Below are 21,355 nucleotides of genomic sequence, written 5' to 3' on the forward strand. Positions count from 1 at the left end.
TGATTAAGGAAAGAAAATATGTCTAAGCGTGTATCCAAAACTACTATCAAGTCAGCCACTAATGATGTGACTGATGTCACTGTCAATTCATCTGAGTCAGATGTAGAAGCCACTTCAAGTAAGAAGCGTTCCTACAAAACATCGCGCAAGCCCCATATGTTGGCGCTTGAGCCCCGTATGTTGTTTGACGGTGCGGCGGTGGCAACTGCAGTGGATGTGGCGCAGGATTCTCATGTTTTGGATATTTTTAGTTCTGCTATCAATGCATCTAGTTCTTCAACTGCTGAAAACACCACATCTGCTACAGATACGCCAGCTGAAATTGATCCGAGTTACATCAGTAGCAGTTTATCGGGTGCGGTTGATACGCGTTTAGCGCTTACTACGCCAGCGCCGAATAACCGTAACGAATTAGTCGTCGTAGACGGCTCATTATCCAATCTTCAGACATTGATTGATGACATTGCGCGCATTGATCCAGATCGCACAATCTTAGTACTTGATCCAAGTGCTAATGAGACAACGCAGTTATCCAATTACCTAGAGCAGCACACCGCATCATTTGATGCGATCCACGTGCTTTCGCACGGTGGTGAAGGTTGGATTAGCTTAGGCGACCAAACTCTAAAACTAAGTACCCCAGAACAGAACGCTCAATTTTGGGATTCTATTAAAACCAGTTTGACGGATGCTGGTGACGTTTTACTTTATGGATGTAACGTTGCCAACAACGCCGCTGGTCAAACCATCATCACGGAATTAGCCAATTACACGGCTGCTGATATCGCAGCATCTTCAGACGTCACAGGCCAAACAGGTGACTGGGCCCTAGAGACAACGAGTGGCAGCATTGAAACCGACACCATCTCGCCAGCTGATTGGCAAGGTGATTTAGGTGCCTATAACGCCGCCCCGGTCATTGCCAATATCACTGTTAACGAAGGCGATGGGACTAATTACGCCGTATTTACCGTTAAAGGTAATGCGACAGCAGCGGTAACCTTAACGTTAACTGCTGGAACCGCAACACTGGGTACTGATACGGCTGCTGCAGCGACGGTTTCATGGTGGAACGGTAGCGCTTGGACGACTGGCACCACTGCCACCATTCAAGGCAATGATGAAGTGCTGGTTCGTATTGCTATTACCGGTGATACCTCTGCAGAGGTTGCAGTCGGAGAAACCTTCACACTTAAGACTACTTATACCGGTACAACCGGCGGCGTCACTTCTGGCGGAAATGTGACGGCAACTGCCACAATTAAAGATGACGGTACTGGCATTTTATTTACCAATGCCAACCCAGTTGCTGGTGTTCCTGTCACGGTTACTCAGCCTACAAGCAGTATTGTTCTTGCGGAAGATGCAGGAACGCTGGCCAATGATGATCGTGCGCTTACCGTTGCCGCGATTACCGTGAATGAAGGTTCCTATGCCGTATTTACTGTGGTCGGTAAAGAGGGGCAATACGTTAAGCTTGCCCTTGGCAGTACAGCAGTAACAACTGACGTCGACGCGATCCTAAGTGGAGCTGGGGTTGATGTTTCCCAAAATCTTGAGTATTGGAATGGTACTGCTTGGGTAGCCTATACGCCAGGTAGCTTTGTGCAAATTCCGAGTGATGGTGATGCAACTGCTGCAGAAGTAGCGAATCTATTGGTGCGAGTAGCGTTAACTCAGGATGCTGCACTTGAGATTGCTGCTGGCGAAACCTTTACGCTGACTGCAACTAATACTGGAACTGTTGCAGTGACGGCCATTGCAACTATTAAAGATGATGGTACAGGCACGATTTTTACAACATCATCAAGTGTTGATGGTGTGACTGTTGCAACTACATCGGCTGTTGCAACGGCACAAACAACTACAGCAGCTACCACTACTCCTGTACTTGCTGCCAATATTAATACATTACCTAAGGATGACCGCGCTTTTGCTGTGACTAGCGCTACAGTTAATGAAGGTTATGGAACTAACTACGCCATATTTACGGTAACAGGCATATCAGGGCAATACACAAAGCTTTCATTGGGTGGTTCAGCGACGGCAGGTACTGACTATACAGATAGCCTTCAATACTTAGTTGGTACAACCTGGACAAATTACACAGCTGATAGTTTTGTGAAGCTGGCAGCAACAACCTTATTGGTGCGAACAGCACTCAGTGCTGACATCCTCAATGAGGGATCTGAAACATTAACGCTAACAGCAACTAATACTGGTGCTGTAGCGACTGTTGGTACCGCTACCATCATGGATGATGGAACTGGTAATTTATTTATCAATCAAACTACGGCGACGCCAGCAACAATCACAGCGCCTGCTGCAAGTACCAATTACGTTGCTTCTACAGCAACCTTACCTAACGATGATCGTCCGCTTACGGTAGATAGTTTTTCTGCCAACGAAGCTGGTGGCTATGCTGTATTTACGGTCACGGGTGGTGCAGGGCAGTACGCCAAGCTTGCCCTTGGAGGTTCAGCGGTATCGGGTACAGATTACACGGCTACTTTTCAATTTCTCAACACTGCAGCCGCAACACCAACTTGGGTTAACTACAGTGCAACGACAACTGGATATGTTCGACTTGCAAGCGATGGAAAATTATTTGTACGAGTAACGCTTACGAATGATGGAATTGCTGATCCTGCTGAAACGATTACTCTAAGTGCAACAAATACGGGCACCATTACAAGTACAGGTACCGCAACGATTGTGGAGGATGGCTCCGGCATTCCTTACGCTGATGTAGTAAGTGTCAATAGCTTTACGGTCAACGAAGGATCGCCGTATGCAGTATTTACTGTTGCAGGTAAAGAGGGTCAACTGGTTACTTTGGCAACTGCCATTATTGCGGGCGCTACTGCAGGTACTGACTACAGCAATACTATTGAATATTGGGATGGCAGCGCTTGGGTAGCATATTCAGCGGGTGGATATGCTCAAATTCCCGGCGATGGTGATGCTACGTCTGCAGAAGTGGCAAATTTATTAGTACGCGTTGCTATTACTAACGATATCTTGTTGGAAAACCCAACAGTTGAAAGTTTTAAGCTGACTGCGACTCCACTCGGTGGAGCAGCGGTGTTTGGTACCGCCACAATTGCGGATGATGGCACAGGCACTATGTTTGCCACTGGTGTTGCTGGTGCTGCAGGAGTTACTGCTGCAACAGCTTCTTCGTTAGCTGCGGCAGATATTGATATCACATCTACGCCAAATGATGACCGTGTTCAGGTAGGCAGCGTCACTGTTAACGAAACCGGTCTTTATGCAGCTTTCAACGTTACGTCGCCTAATGCGCAAGTGGTATTTCTGAGTACGGTGCTAGGCACTGGCACGGGCTTTGCCTCATCTACGGATATTGGTGCTGGCGTCGAGTATTGGGATACTGCTTCAGCTGCATGGATGGCTTATACGGCAGGTTCCAGTATAAGCATGACCGCTGGTCAAATACTGAGTGTGCGAATTGCCATCATAAATGAGTCAACTCCTGTTGTTGAGGGCGCTGAAACTTTTAAATTGCAAGTGAGAACTGCTACAGGCGCAACTGGAGGCACACTTTTAGGTACAGGTACTGCTACTATTGTTGAGAATGGATCTGGAAGCACTTTTGCAACCATTGCACCAATTACCCTCAATGAGTGTTCGTCTTACGCAGTATTTACTATCGATCAAGCCTTTGGTAAGCAGGTTTCTCTGAGCCTAGTCCCATCGACATTTATCGCAAGTGCGGCTACGGATAATGCCACAATCGGTGCAACTGATGATGGTGTAAATGACATCAACAATACATTGCAATATTGGAATGGGGGTGTTTGGGTTAACTATGTAGCTGGAAGCACAATCACTACTCCTACGAATACCACTCTCTTGGTGCGAGTGGGAGTTTACGATCAAGAAGTTTACGAAGGTCCTGAAACATTCACGCTGAAAGTGGCTGATGCTAGTGGTAACGCTATTGGCTATGGTGTTGCAACCATCATGGATAACGGCACCGGCAGTTTATATACCGGTGACGCAACGGTAACAGACGCTTCAGCGGCATATTCGGTTGCGGTAACGGCAGCTGAAAAACAAGCAGCATTAGAAGCTTGGCGTCAGGCAACGATAGATAAGTCAAACACGATTGTTGCGGGTAATCAAGGTGCATTCATCAAGGCTGATAACGGGGCTTATTACGTCTCAGGAGCAAATGCTTCTCCAACTGGCGCCAATCAAACAACCCCGCTATTAGTTAATGCTGCGAATGGCTATAACTACACTGGTACCATTATTGACGTGGCTGTTTCTGGTCGATCCACAGATCAATACTTATTGCTCACTACAACTGGTTTGTATGTATGGGGTACCGAAGATATCGGCATTCCAACGGCGCTAACCACTAGCGCCAGCTTCCAAAGAATCACTACACCAGCCGACTTTATTCTGGCTGATGTGAAATCAATGACAACGTCCTATCTTGGCACGATGTTTTTGATGAAGGATGGCACGGTTCGTTCGGTGACTACTGGCAGCCAATATCCATCAGGACATCCGGCTACTGGAGACTTTACTAAGGTAGTGGATACCACTGGAAATGCGCTCACAGGCATCACTGATTTAGAGCTTTCTGCAGGTTCAAGTTTTAAAACTGCTGCTTTTGCATATAGCGCTACTACTGGTAAGTTTTACACGTGGGGTACAACTACCTATTTAGGTAATGGCTCTGCATCTGCCTCCCGCACCCAGGCCACAGAAATGGCCAATCCATTACCCGTAGGTGTAAGCGTAGTTCAGATCGGCGCGAGCTATGGAACTTACTTTGTATTGGGTAGCGATGGCAAAGTCTACGTATGTGGCCTTAATTCAAGTGGATCTGCCGGTCAGGGCAATACAACAGCGCTCGCCAGCTGGACAACGATGCGCGACACTACTGGCGCGGCAGCTACTTCGCTGACTAACGTTCAATTTATTAACGCGCAAAATAGCGCAGAAAATAATAACGGCGGTGATGCAATTGCATTGATTCTTAAAGATAGCACTGCATTAGCAGTTGGTAGCGGCGGCCTTAGAAATAAATTGGGCACCACCACAACTGGAAATATTACAAAGCCTACTCTAGTTGCAGGATCGATCGCTGGCAAGCAGGTTTATACAATTGATGTCGGCGGGTATTTCAGTGCGGCAATGTTATACAACACTGCCGATGCTATTAGCTACTCCGGTGAGCCGGCAGGCGCCGTTGGAACAACTACCACTACAGTGGCTACGTTTACCTCTACCTCTATTGCTGGCATAGCTGATGCCCCCGTTGCAACACAAACACTTGCCAATCCAACTGTGGCTCAATTATGTGACGACACTGGCATCACAATTAATAACGTTTCGGTGAATGAGGCTTCACCTGTAGTCGTGTTTGTAATCGATGTGGCTACTACTCAAACGATCAAAGTCGCTGTAGTTGCAGGGACTGCAACTGCTGGAACTGACTATACAGCCACGCTGGAATATTGGACTGGTTCCGCTTGGTTAGCTTATACCGCTAACACCGCCTTAAACGTCACTGCGGGAACTAAGTTGAACGTACGCGTACCTCTAAAAACAGACGTGGTGGTTGACCCTAATGAAACCTTCTTCCTCACTATTGCAGATGCTGAAGGTAGTGTGATGAAGACGGGTACTGCTACTATTTTAGAGGGTGCAGGCACTACATTTTCTGCAGGTACTACGGTCCCTGTAACTGTCAGTAGCTTAGTTGTCAATGAAGGCTCATCTCATGCCGTATTTACAATTTCTGGCGGCGCGAATCAAGCCATTACCAGTTTAACTTTAGGCGTAGGCGCTATTGATCCGGCCACGGGTAGCGGCACGGATTTCGGTGCATCAACTGGTACCGGTTTGGAGTATTGGAATGGCTCGGCTTGGACTGCTTATGTGAGTGGCAGCCTCAGCTTAGATGCTAACGGCAAACTCTTGGTCCGCACTCCGATTATCAGTGATGCCATTGTTGATAATAATGAGACATTAACGCTCACAGCCGCTAATACGGCGAGTGGTAATGCCATGGGTACTGTCACTATTGTTGATGATGGTACAGGAACATTATTTACCTCTGGCAATCCAACAGGTAGCATCCCTGCAACATTGGCAGCACCAAGCCCAGTGAATGGGGCGGTTTTGGCATCTAGTGCCGCTAACTTACCTGACGATGATCGCGCAATTACTGTCAATGGCGTTACTGTCAATGAGGCCTCACCATACGCAATATTATCGGTTGATGGCGCAAGTGGGCAGTTTGTAAAGCTGGTATTGACTAGCGGTACGGCTACCCTTGGAACTGATACCAGTTCTGCTATTCAATATTTTGATGGCACAACTTGGCAGAATTACGTAGCTGATAGTTATGTCCAGATCCCAGTTGTGGGCACACGCTTGTTGGTGCGCGTAGCAATTACTAATGATGCAGTAACAGATGGCGGTGAAACATTTAATTTGATTGCGGCAAATACAGGTGGCGCGACTGCTACTGGAATTGCTACGATTAAAGATGACCTAACTGGAAGCTTGTATAGCGCCAGCAACACCACAGGGACGCCAGATGCGCTTGGCAGTCAAACTGACTTGACTGCGTTGGATGATGATCGTGTACTAACTGTTAGCACTATCACCGTTAACGAAGGCTCTCCATATGCTGTATTTACGGTTACCGGTGCAGCCAATCAAGTAGTTTCGAGTTTGGTCTTGGCTGCAGGCTCAAGCACTCCGGCAACAGGTGGGGGCGTTGATTACGGCGCAAGCACTGGTACTGGCTTGGAGTATTGGAATGGTACGGCTTGGACTGCCTATACCAGCGGCAATGTCACCCTTGATGGAACGGGTGTGCTATTAGTTCGTACGCCAATTGTTAATGATGGTGTTAATGACAATAGTGAGACCTTTAAATTAAATGCTGGAGCAGCTAACGGGCAAACTGCGACAGGCATCGCAACTATTTTTGATGATGGAACAGGCACGCAATACACTGCCGGAAATCCAGTGGGTAATGCGCCTGCAACGGTCACAGCCCCAACAACTAGCGTAGTGCTTTCTGCTAGCGCATCTACTTTGCCGAATGATGACCGTGTTTTAAGTGTTACCAGCGTTACCGTGAACGAAGCTTCACCTTACGCAATATTTAAAGTGACAGGCGTACTTGGTCAATACACCAGCCTAAGTTTGGCATCAGTAACTGCAACAGTAGGAACCGATACTGGCTCTGCTTTAGAGTTCTATAACGGCACCGCTTGGACGGCTTACGCGGCGGGTAGTTTTGTACAGATCCCCAATGGCGGCTTACTTGTTCGTGTAACGATCACCAAAGACACTATTAGTGATAACGGAGAAACCTTTAAGCTCGTAGCTACCAATACTGGTGGTAATGCTGCATTTGGTGTGGGCACTACTGCTGATGATGGTACCGGCGTTTTATTTAGTAGCACCAATACGACCGGAACACCAGATGCCCCAGGCACCAATGGTGCGCCCGCAACCTTGGTCAAAATGTTTGGCGTGAATTCTGTGGTGGTGAATGAAGGTTCTCCATACGCAGTCTTTAGTATCACCGGCGGAACGGATGGTAATAATACTGCGACGCGGGTTTTTGGTTTAACTCTTGTAGCTGGTTCAGCAACATCTGGCTCAGACTATCCTGCTGCTACTCCGCAGTTCTGGGACGGTACGAACTGGGTTAATTGGTCAAATGTGATTGGTCTGGGTGCAACCCCAGCGCTTGTTCGTGTCGCCATTACCAATGACATGATTAGCGATAACAATGAAGTCTTTTACCTAGACGTCAGGTCGGATTGGGGTACTACTGTACGTGGTACCGTAACAATTAAAGATGATGGTGCTGGCACCATATATACCGCCGGCAATCCAACCGGTAGTACACCTGCAACAGCAGCGGCGCCAACACCAGTAAATGGCGTAGTGAGTGCTGCTAGCGCAGCTAACTTGCCAAACGATGATCGCGCTTTAAGTGTCAATAGTGTCACGGTGAATGAGGCTTCACCTTATGTCGTGTTTACTGTCACTGGCATATCCGGGCAGTACGTAAAGCTTGTATCAGGAGTTGGTACAGCAAGTGCAGCAGACTTTGACTCGACAAGCTTGCAATACTTTGATGGGGCGGCTTGGCAGACCTATTCAACTGGCGATTTCATCCAAATTGCGAGTACAGGTAATTTATTGGTTCGTACCGCAATTACCAATGACGCGATTTGGGATAAAGGTGAAACCTTTACAGTAACAGCGTTCAATACTGGCAATATAAGTGCTGTAGGGACTGCAACCATTAATGATGATAGCGCTGGTAGTTTATTCAGCGTTTCGAATACGACTGGTATTGCAGAGGCGGCCGGCACAAATGGATTACCAGCTACATTAGATAGCGATCGTATTCAGCCATTAACAGCAAGCGCTTTTGCCGATATCAACGAAGGTTCATCGCATGCAGTGTTCTTGTTGACGGGTACGCCAGATCAGGTTCTCTCAAGCTTGACTTTGGGTGATGGCTCAAGTACTCCGACTACGAGTGCTGATTATGGTTCTAGCCTAGAAGTGTGGAATGGTACTGCTTGGGTGGCTTATGTCCAAGGTACGACTGCATTGGATAGCAATGGTAAGTTGCTGGTACGAGTAGCGATTGTCAATGACACAGTATCGGACAATGCTGAAACGTTTACGTTGTCTGTAACTGACCCGACTTATTCCGCTTCAACGACAGCCACGATTAAAGATGATGGTACGGGCACTATATATACCTCTGGTAATCCAATAGGGTTCACGCCTGCGACGGCAACTCCACCAACACCATCAAGTGGGGTAGTTCTTACGGCTAATGCAGCTAACTTACTCAATGATGACCGTGTTTTAACTGTTAATACTTTTGATGTGAATGAAGGTTCACCTTACGTTGTGTTCACGGTGACGGGCGCAACGGGTCAGTTTGTAAAGCTAAGTACTGCGACTGGGACAGCAACTTCAGCAGACTTTGGCTCAGCAAGCTGGCAATACTTTAATGGCGCCGCATGGGTAGCCTATACCGCTGGTAGTTTCGTGCAAATTCCGGCGGGAGTTTCTGGTACAGGAACAAGCTTATTGGTTCGTACAACTGTTGCCAATGATGCGTTTGCTGATGATGGCGAAACAATTATCCTAACTGCAAGCAATACTGGTACCGTAGGTTTTGCCGGCACCGCCACCATCAAAGATGATGGATCCGGTAATTTGTATAGTGTTAACAATACTACTGGCGTTGCAGAATCTCCAAGTAGTACATTGGTGTTGAATAATGACCAGACCCTAGCAGTCACCAATCCAAGTGTGAACGAAGGTTCACCGTATGTCGTATTTACAGTGACCGGCGCCCCCAATCAAAATGTGGTTGGACTATCCTTGCTTGCGACCCAAAACCTCACTCCGAATGCGGTGATATCAGGCGTGGGTGCTGACGTTGGCACGACATTGCAGTACTTCAATGGATCGATTTGGACCGACTACCTTGGTGGTACGGTTACTATCGGCGGTACTGGTAAGTTGCTGGTACGTATATCAGTGATTAATGATGATGGTCTCGAGAATGCCGAAACCTTCAAGTTAGTTGCAACTGCCTTGGGTAATTTGACGGCTGTTGGTACTGCAACCATTTTGGATAATTTGCAGGGCGATCTGTACAGTGCCAGCAACACTAGTGGTATAGCCGATGCGCTTGGTACCCAGAGTGATTTACCAGTTGCTTTAGATAATGACTTTATTGTTGGCGTGACAATTGCGAGTATCAATGTCAATGAATGTTCACCCTATGCCATATTTGCAATTGATGGCGGCTATGGAGAGCAGTCTAAATTAAGTCTAGTAGCTGTTGGATCCACCAGCATTGGTGCAACCGACAATGGTACGAATGACCTGAATGACAAACTGCAGTATTGGACTGGCTCAGCTTGGGTTGATTACACCAATGGCTCAATCATCTCTATTCCAGCCACTACGGATTTGATCGTTCGTGTAGCGATTTACGACCACAGTAATTATGAGGGGCCTGAGTCTTTCAAACTTAGAGTTACTGATACCGCTGGTAAGTTGCGCGGTGAAGGTTTAGCAACTATTTATGATGATGGTACGGGTGATATTTATAACGGGGATCTGACCCCGACAGATGCTTCTGCTGCTTATGCAGCTGCACTCGCCGATCCGAATGCTACTGCAGCCCAAAAACAGGCGGCGCTAGACGCTTGGCGTCAAATTGACTTTGATAAGTCCCGCTACATCATCTCCGGCTTCCATGGCGCTTTCTTTAAAGCCGATGGTGGTGGTTACTACGTGTCTGGTGAGTCAGCTTCGCCATATGCGGGAAATCTAACAACGCCGTTATTGATTTCAGCTGCCAATGGATTTAATTACACCGGCACGATTATCGATGTTGCTGTTCCGTCGACTCGCTACGATCAATTCTTAATGTTGACTACGGATGGTTTGTATTCGTGGGGTACTACAGGCATTGCTTTATCTTTAGGCTACGCACCTAACGGTGCTTTTCAAAGAATTACGACGCCGATTGATTTTGTAGCATCTGATGTGAAGTCGATGACTGCATCTAACCAAGGTGTCATGTTTGTTATGAATGACGGCACAGTGCGCACCGTGACTATGTCTCTAACAAACTCAGGCCATCCAAATTCGGGTGACTTTACTAGGGTAGTTGATGCCAGTGGGGCGGCAATTACCGGCATCACCGATTTGGAGTATTTCCAGGGCGCAGCATTCGCTTATAGTGCTAGCACCGGCAAGTTTTATACGTGGGGCGAAAACTCCTTCCTAGGAGATGGTACGGCAGCTGCTGCACGTGGTGTTGCTACTGAGATGGCCAATCCTCTGCCAGCTGGTGTGAAGGCTGTGCAAATCGGTATTAGTGACGCCACTTATTTTGTACTTGGCAGTGACGGTAAGGTTTATACATGCGGTCTAAATCCGCAAGGTGCAGCAGGGCAGGGTTACACAGGTGCAGTTTCTACATGGACGACCATGAAAAACTCCACAGGCACTGCGCCGTTAACTAATGTGCAGTTCTTTAGTGCGCAAAACAGTGCAATCTACCCATCCTATGGCACATCAGCCATCAATATGATTCTTAAGGATGGAAGCGTGCTGGCAGCTGGCGCTACTAGTAGGGCGATGCTAGGTCTTCCAGGTACCACTGGAACAACTGGAGCTGCAACGCTTCCAACATCTCCTACAGGATCGATTGTTGGGCAGGTTGCCTTTACCGTAGAAACTGGTGGTCACTTTAGTTCGGTCTTGTTATTTGGTTGTACAGGTGTTATCAGTGCCACAGGTCACAACCCTGGTGGTGCTTTTGGTGATGGAACTACCTCCGATCGTGTTGAGTATGTACAAACTCAATTCTTAGGTAGTCTGGCTGAGGCTTGTATTTTGCCCGTCACCATGCCTAATCCGACGCCAGCGCAGTTATGTGATGACCGTCCATTAACAGTCAACAATCTGACGGTGAACGAGGGTTCACCTTATGCAGTGTTTACGGTTGGTGGTGCGGCTGGTCAATATGTCTCCTTGGCCTTAGCAGCAACAACGAACGTTAGCCTCAATGCCGCATTGGGTCTTGATGCCGGCACTACGTTGGAGTATTTCAATGGCACAAGCTGGGTTGCCTATGCGCCTGGCAGCCTGGTGCAGATTCCAATTTCAGGAACCACCTTGTTGGTACGTGTCGCTATCACTAACGATGCATTCTCTGATAACGCTGAAACTTTTAATCTATTAGCCAGCAATACGGATGGCGTTACAGCCACTGGTGTTGGAACCATTTTGGATAATGGAACAGGTGATCTGTTCAGTAGCGCCAATACTACAGGCGCTGCAGATGCACCAGGTACAAATGGTGCGCCAGCTACTTTAAATAATGACCAAGGTCTGTCACAGTCCTTAAGTATTAATAACTTAACGGTAAACGAGGGCTCGCCGTACGCAGTATTTACATTAATGGGTCCGCCAAATCAAGCGATATCAAATCTAGCTTTAAGTAATGGCAGTACCAACCCTGCGACTGGTGCTGGTACCGATTACAGTGCAGCTACTGGAACAGGTCTGGAGTACTGGGACGCAGCAACCAGTGCCTGGATTCCGTATGTCAGCGGTAATGTCAATTTAGATGGCAGTGGAATTTTATTTGTCCGCACAGCAATTGCAAGTGATACAACTGCAGATAACGGCGAGACGTTCAAGCTGACTGCAACTCCGGTAACCGGATCCGCAGTTACGGGCATTGCAACCATTTTGGATGATGCTACGGGTACGCAATTTACTGCCGGCAATCCAACGGGCATTAATCCTGCGACAGTTACTCCACCAACTACCAGTGTAGTAAGCAGTGCTAACGCACCTGCATTGCCAAACGATGACCGTCCATTAGCCGTTAACAGTCTCACTGTGAACGAAGGCTCGCCTTATGCTGTATTTACAGTAACAGGTGTTACTGGCCAGTACACTAGCTTGAGTTTGACCTCTGGTACTGCTACGGTCGGTACCGATACTGGTACCGCCCTTGAATATTTCAATGGCACGACTTGGCAATCCTATGCAGCGGGTAGCTTTGTTCAAATACCAAGTGGCGGTCTATTAGTTCGCGTTGCAATTACCAATGATGCCCCGGCTGATAATGGCGAGACATTTAATTTGGTGGCAAGTAATACTGGTGGCGGAACCGCTACTGGTGTTGGTACCATTTTGGATGACGGTACTGGCACTATCTATTCCGCCGCAAATCCAACAGGTAGCACGCCTGCTACAACAACACCGCCAACACCATTCAATGGTGCAGTGAGCGCAGCTAATGCAGTGAACTTGCCAAACGACGATCGCACTGTCACCGTCAATAGTTTGACGGTGAACGAAGGTTCACCTTTTGCAGTGTTTACAGTGACCGGTAATTCTGGGCAGTTTGTTAAGCTTGCCACATCAAATGGTACGGCGGGTGCATCTGATTACGGCTCTGCTTTACAGTATTTTGATGGCACGACTTGGCAAAATTACACGCCAGGTAGCTACGTGCAAATTCCGACAAGCGGCACCACTTTGTTGGTCCGCGCAGCGATTTTCAACGACATCACTACAGATACTGGCGAAACATTTAATTTAATTGCTACCAATCTGAGCAATGTTTCTGCAACAGGTGTTGGTACGATCATGGATGATGGTACCGGCGACTTATTTAGTGCGAATAACACTACAGGTACCACTGAAAGTCCAGGCGTAAATGGACTGCCATTAGTAAAAGATAACGAGCTTACGGTTGAAATTAGAGATGTAGTCGTAAGGGAATGCTCGCCTTATGTGATCTTTACTCTGGATGGTGGTTATGGCCAGCGAGTGAATTTGAGTTTGGCTGCAGTTGGTAGCACCACAATTGGGGCGACCAATAACGGAACCAATGACTTAAACGATAAGTTGCAGTACTGGGATGCTGTCGCAAACAACGGTACCGGCGCTTGGGTTGACTATGACGATAGCGTAGGGGTGTCAATCCCGCCTGCAAATGACTTATTGGTACGTTTAGCACTTTATGACCAGGTAGCCTATGAAGGGCCAGAATCCATCGAGTTGACGGTGACTGGTGCTGGTGGTGTGGTGCGAGGTACTGGTTTGGCGACCATTAGAGATGATGGTATGGGTGACGTATTTAGTGGGTATGTCACGCCCACAGATGCTTCAGCAGCCTATGCAGCTGCGTTGTTAGACTCCAATGCAACAGCGGCTCAAAAGCAAGCGGCTTTGGATGCTTGGCGTCTAGCTACCTTTGAAAAATCAGACTTTATTGTCTCTGGTTTCCACGGCGCTTTTTATAAGGCTGATGGTGGTGGTTATTACGTTTCAGGTGAGTTCGCTTCACCAACGGCCGGTGGCATTACAACGCCATTGATGGTCACTCCCGCAAATGGCTATAACTACACTGGCACTATTATTGATGTCGCCATCCCATCCACGGCTGCTGGCCAGTTCTTATTGCTAACGACCGATGGCTTGTATGCGTGGGGTGCTACGGGTATTGGACTTGCAGCAGGCTATACATCTAGCCCTAGTTTCCAGAGAATTACCACTCCGGTGGATTTTATTGCGGCTGATGTAAAAGCAATGACTGCGTCCGTATCGGGAGTCATGTTCTTGATGAACGATGGTACGGTGCGCTCCGTAACTACGACGACCGATAACTCCGGGCACGCTAGTACGCCTGACTTTAGCAAGGTTGTGGATGCCAATGGCAATGCAATTGCTGGTATTACCGATCTAGAGTATTACCAAGGCTCAGCTTTTGCTTATAGCGCTAGTACGGGTAAATTTTATACATGGGGTGCAAGCACCTATCTAGGTGATGGCTCTGCTTTAGCAGCCAGAACGACTGCTGTTGAAATGGCTAACCCATTTGCATCAGTGCCTGGCGTCAGTGCAGTGCAGATTGGTATAAGTGGAAATACTTATTTTGTACTTGGCAGTGATGGCAAAGTATATGTAACTGGTACCAACCTCTCAGGGGGTGCTGGACAAAACTCCACCACTGCCGTGTTAAGTTGGACGACGATGCGCGATACCACTGGTGCGGCAGGTACCTCGTTGAGTAATGTTCAGTTTATCAGCGCACAAAATAGTTCAAATGCAGGTTATAGCGACTCGATTGGTGTGATTCTCAAGGACGGCAGTGTATTGGTTCTTGGTAGTAATAGCCGATCACTGTTGGGCATTCAGTCGGTCCCGACAATTTTAATTCCAACGGCGCCAACAGGTTCTGTGGCAGGTAGACCTGCTTATGCAGTTGAGGTTGGAGGCCACTTTAGTTCAATATTGCTCTATGGCTGTTCTGGTCTGATTAATGGTACAGGTCATAACCCAGGCGGCGCTTTCGGTGATGGTACGACAGCCAACCGTTATGAATTCGCAGAAACTCTATTCTTAGGAAATTTGGCGGAGGCTTGTATAGCACCTGCTGTAGTTGCTAGCGATACACTGACCGGTCTTTGTGATGACCGACCTGTGACTGTTAGCGATCTGACGGTAAATGAGGGTTCACCATATGCAGTATTTAAAGTTGGCGGAAAAGAGGGGCAGTATGTAAGCCTTGCACTTGATACCGGCACAGCAACTGCGGGCGTTGACTATACGGCTGCTTTGGAATACTGGAATGGCACTGCTTGGGTTGCCTATACAGCTGGCGATCTCGTAGTAATTCCATCAGATGGAGATGCTACCTCTGCCGAGTCTGCTGACTTATTAGTGCGCGTAGCAATTGCGAATGACAGTAATTTGGATGGTGGAGAAACCTTTAAATTACTGGCTAGCAATACTGGCGGTCTAACTGTCACTGGTATTGCCACCATTAAAGATGATGGTACTGGCGATCTGTTTAGCTCCGCCAATGCCACCGGTACACCAGACAGTCCTGGTAATGGTTTGGTATTAGATAATGAGCAAGGCTTAAGCGTTAATAATCTCACCGTAAATGAAGGTTCGCCTTACGCGGTGTTTACGGTCTCCGGCCTTCCAAATCAAGTAGTAGCCAGCTTAGCTTTAGCTGATACGACCAATGCAAGTCTGAATGCGACCGGTGCAAATGGTGCGGACTACGGTACTAGCCTAGAGTATTGGAATGGTTCTGCTTGGACGCCATATACCAGTGGTAGCGTGACTTTGGATGGCGCTGGCAAGTTGCTAGTTCGTACCGCTATCGCTAATGACACCACTCTTGACAACAACGAAACCTTTAAATTAATTGCAACAGATGCAAGCAATCTGACAGCTACAGGTATTGCAACGATCAAGGATGATGGAAGTGGTACGCAATTTACCGCCGCTAATCCGACAGGGATAACGCCTGCAACCCTTACGACACCAGCACTTGTCAATGGTGTGATTCCTTCTGCAAATGCATCTGCTGCTCCTAACGACGACCGTCCTCTAACAGTTGCTGCTATTGCACCGGTAGTTAACGAAGCATCACCATATGCTGCATTTGAAGTGAGTGGGGCACCTAATCAGTTGGCATCACTGAGCTTACCAACCAATGCATCTAACCCATTAACTGATATTGAATTCTGGAATGGCACTGCTTGGGTTCCTTACAACGCAGGTGATTTAATTCCGCTAGATAATGCCGGCAAGGCATTAGTCCGTGTATTGCTAGCACCAGAGCAAGATAACACTGGGGATAACAGTGAGCCATTTAGCTTAACTGCTACCAATACTGGTGGCACGTCTGCTACACCAGCCACCGTCACTATTAAGGATGACGGTACTGGTACGGTGTTTGTCGTCAATGATCCAGCTACCTCCGGTACAGATGAGTCTGCCCCAGCTAATGGCGTACTGCCAACAGTGACAGTACCAACTACGGCTGTTGTAAGTGGTGCAACGGAGATCGCTAAGTTAGCAAACGACGACCGCCCATTAACTGTCAACGATGTCACAGTCAACGAAGGATCACCTTTTGTTGCATTTACAGTGGGCGGTAAAGAAGGGCAGTATGTCACCTTAGCGCTAGGCAATACTGCTAGCGGAACAGATACAGATGCAACTCTAGGTGCCGATACTGGTACCGCTCTAGAGTATTGGAATGGCACTGCTTGGGTTGCTTACACCCCAGGTAGCTACGTCCAGATTCCATCTGATGGTGATGGCACTAGTGCTGAGCCAGCAAACCTCCTAGTTCGTGTTGCTATCACGAATGATGCGCCACTAGATACTGGAGAAACCTTCACTTTAACCGCCACCAATACTGGTGGCACAACACCTGCCGTAGGAACTGCGACCATCATGGATGATGGTACGGGTACGGTATTTGTTGCTGATGATGTAGCTACAGTCGGTACAGATGAATCTGCTCCAGTCAATGGAATGGTGCCAACTGTAACTGCGCCAACAACACCAGTAGTGAGTAGTGTCAATGCGGACAGCTTGCCAAACGATGACCGCCCATTAGGCGTGAACAGCCTCACAGTGAACGAGGGTTCACCATATGCGGTATTTACAGTTACCGGTGCGGCTGGTCAATATGTTGAGCTGACAACAACAAATGGCACAGCGAGCTCAAGTGATTATGGTTCGACCTTAGAGTACTTTGATGGCACAACTTGGCAAACCTATCATGCTGGTGATTTTGTCCAGATACCGGTTACCGGCACTACTTTATTAGTACGTACTGCAATTACCAATGACACGCCGTCTGATAATGGCGAGACCTTCAACTTAGTAGCCACCAACGTGAGCGGTGCATCCGCAACGGGTGTTGGCACGATTAAGGATGATGGTACGGGGAACGTATTTAGCGGTACTTCAGGTTCACCTGATTCCGGTGTTGCAGCATCAAGCTTGAATGATGATCGTCCTGTAACTGTGAATAGCGTTACGGTCAACGAGGCATCGCCATATGCGGTATTTACAGTTGGCGCAATCGAAGGGCAGTTTGTTAGTCTGAGTTTGGCTCCTGATACCGCAACTTCTGGGGCTGATTATGCCAATGCCTTGGAATATTTTGACGGTACAGCATGGCAACCGTATACACCTGGCAGCTTGGTTCAAGTGCCGAGCGATGGTGATGCAACATCAGGTGAGCCGGCAAATTTATTAGTGCGTGTTGCAATCACTAATGATGCTCCTTATGAGATGTCCGAAACCTTTAAGTTATCCGCCAGCAATACTGGCGGTAGCGGTGCAACTGGTATTGGCACCATTAAAGACGATGGTACTGGCAGCATATATGTTGCTACCAACACAACAGCCACGCCAGATAACCCCGGAGTTGCTGGCGCACCAACATTAAATAACGATATCCCGTTTAGCCCTGCATTCGTGAACGATTTGCTCGTTAACGAAGGCTCGCCTTATGTTGTCTTTACTGTGACTGGTGTACCAACGGCAGAAGTCACCTTAACTTTAGGGGTTGGCACAACACCTGCAGCTACCGCTGGTAGCGATTACACCAACAGCCTAGAATACTCATCGGATGGCGGCACTACTTGGACCCCTTATGATCCAGCTAATCCGCCAGATTTAAGTGCCGGCGATGGCTCATTATTGGTACGTGTACCGATCCTGCAAGACAATGCACTGGATGGTGGTGAGCGCTTTAAGTTGAGCGTTCAATACACCGGTGTCAAAGACCCTAGTCAAACACTAACTCCGGATACCTCCAATACTTTCTCTGGCTACGCCAAGATCGTCGATGATGGCACTGGAAATCTTTGGAATGCTAACGGCACCTTGGCTACACCTGCATCAACTGATGTAGTGTTAAGTGCAGCGGTAAATACCTTGGCTGACGATGATCGTCCTGTCTTAGTGGATGATGTTGTAGTCAACGAAGCTTCACCATATGCAGTGTTTACAGTTTCAGCAGTAGAAGGTCAATATGTGAAATTAGCGTTGGCAGAAACTGCTAACCAAACACTTAATGCAACTATCAGTGGTGCCGGCGCAGACATTGGCCCGGCTTTGGAGTATTGGAACGGCACATCTTGGGTGGCCTATACCGCTGGTAGCTATGTGAAGGTGCCAACAGATGGTGATACGACTGTTGCTGAAGCAGCGAATTTATTGGTACGTGTAGCAATCACCAATGATGCTCCTTCTGACAATGCTGAAACCTATAACCTGAAGGTCTTTAATACTAGCGATAAGACAAATCCTAGTGATACAGGTATTGGTACCATCATGGATGATGGCACGGGCACAATATTTGCAACAGATAACAGCAATAGTGGCGTACTTCCTGCATCACCTACATCGCTAGCTACGCCAGTAACTGTAACTCCGCCTACACCGGTTAATGGTGTGGTGAGCAGTCCTACTGACATTGCGAACTTGCCAAATGATGATCGCCCACTTGCTGTAACTAGCGTTACTGTGAACGAGGGTTCACCATATGCTGTATTTACAGTAACCGGCGTCACTGGTCAATTAACTGAATTGAGCTTGTCTTCAGGTTCTGGTGTAGTGGGTGCTGATACAGGCACTGCTATACAGTATTACAACGGTTCAGCTTGGGTTGATTACATCCCTGGTAGTTTTGTAGAAATTCCAAGTGGCGGTTTATTGGTGCGCACGGCGATTACCAATGACCTTGCTGGTGATAATAACGAAACCTTTAACTTAGTTGCAACGAATACTGGTGGCGCAGCTGTTACTGGTGTTGGCACTATTAAAGATGACGGCACCGGTAGTGTATTTGGTGCGAGTAACGTTACCAGCACTCCTGACTCAGTTGCTCCAGCAGCCTTAAACGACGACCGCCCATTAACCGTCAACGATGTCACAGTCAACGAAGGATCACCTTTTGTTGCATTTACAGTGGGCGGTAAAGAAGGGCAGTATGTCACCTTAGCGCTAGGCAATACTGCTAGCGGAACAGATACAGATGCAACTCTAGGTGCCGATACTGGTACCGCTCTAGAGTATTGGAATGGCACTGCTTGGGTTGCTTACACCCCAGGTAGCTACGTCCAGATTCCATCTGATGGTGATGGCACTAGTGCTGAGCCAGCAAACCTCCTAGTTCGTGTTGCTATCACGAATGATGCGCCACTAGATACTGGAGAAACCTTCACTTTAACCGCCACCAATACTGGTGGCACAACACCTGCCGTAGGAACTGCGACCATCATGGATGATGGTACGGGTACGGTATTTGTTGCTGATGATGTAGCTACAGTCGGTACAGATGAATCTGCTCCAGTCAATGGAATGGTGCCAACTGTAACTGCGCCAACAACACCAGTAGTGAGTAGTGTCAATGCGGACAGCTTGCCAAACGATGACCGCCCATTAGGCGTGAACAGCCTCACAGTGAACGAGGGTTCACCATATGCGGTATTTACAGTTACCGGTGCGGCTGGTCAATATGTTGAGCTGACAACAACAAATGGCACAGCGAGCTCAAGTGATTATGGTTCGACCTTAGAGTACTTTGATGGCACAACTTGGCAAACCTATCATGCTGGTGATTTTGTCCAGATACCGGTTACCGGCACTACTTTATTAGTACGTACTGCAATTACCAATGACACGCCGTCTGATAACGGCGAGACCTTCAACTTGGTAGCTACAAACGTCAGCGGTGCATCCGCAACGGGTGTTGGCACGATTAAGGATGATGGCACGGGCGTTCTATTTGCTAGCACCAACGTTACGGGCACACCTGACGCAGCTGGTACTGTAGATACGAAAGGTACTGCAACAGTAAGTGATGATGTCACCCTGACATTAAATAATGACTCACCAACTTTGAGTATCGGCAATATTCGTGTAAATGAATTAGCCAATGAATATGCGGTTACGCAGGTAACTTTGAGCGCGCCACCTAGTGGTACTGTGGTGTTTACACCAACATTACGCTCTGGTACGGCAACGGTTGGCGCAGACAACCGCGCAACATTATCAGGTGCGGCGATTGAGTACTTCGATCCAAATGCGAACAGTGGTGCCGGCGCATGGTTGAGTGCTGCTAATGGCGTCACGATTGCCTCTGGCCAGACATCGGTCGATTTGCGTACGCGCATCAATGTTGATGCTGTCAATGAGATCTCAGAAGTCTATTACGTAGATACTGGCGCTTTGACTGGCACGGCGACGCTCGCCAGCACAGCGAGTGTGACGGGTACGGTAACGATTGTTGATCCACCCACCATGTCTATTTCTAGTGTGACGGTGAACGAAGGTTCTCCTTATGCTGAAGTAAAAGTGACAATGAGTAGTGCGGTGGCTGATGCACCTTTGGTCTTTACCCCTGCACTTACCAGTGGAAGCGGCTTGGTTGGTACCGATACAGGTTCTGCAATTGAATATTTCAATGGCACAGCTTGGGTAAGTGCTGCAAACGGCGTGACAATCCCCGTTGGTGAGACGAGCATGTTATTGCGCACAACGGTAAAGCCAGATACTTCATTTGAAAATAGTGAAGTGGTGAATATTTCAACGGGCACCATCACAGGCGGAGTAGTTCAAAATGCCGCTGGTGTAACTGGCACGATTACGATTTTGGATGATGGCACGGGTATAGTATTTGTTGCTGATAATCCAGATACTGTGGGAGTTGATGAGTCGGCGCCTGTGAATGGTTTGGCCCCAACAGTCGCCGAGCCTTTGCCTGTAAATGGTGTGGTAGCCGCAGCAAATGCATCGGCATTACCAAACGATGATCGTCCATTAACAGTTAACAATCTGACAGTAAATGAAGGTTCACCTTACGCTGTATTCACGGTTACTGGTGCAACAGATCAGTTTGTCAAACTCACAACTGCAAACGGTACAGCAGGTTCAGCTGACTATGGCTCTGCTT

Annotated in this window: 1 protein-coding gene; it reads left to right on the forward strand. The window is 47.9% G+C overall.

The annotated features are described in order from the left end of the window. Nucleotides 1-18 precede the first annotated feature (18 nt). The coding region (locus ICN28_RS09355) for a DUF4347 domain-containing protein (protein ID WP_216288151.1) at nucleotides 19-21,355 on the forward strand (21,337 nt) is incomplete at its 3' end.

Source organism: Polynucleobacter sp. 30F-ANTBAC (genome assembly GCF_018882385.1).
Classification (GTDB): Bacteria; Pseudomonadota; Gammaproteobacteria; order Burkholderiales; family Burkholderiaceae; genus Polynucleobacter.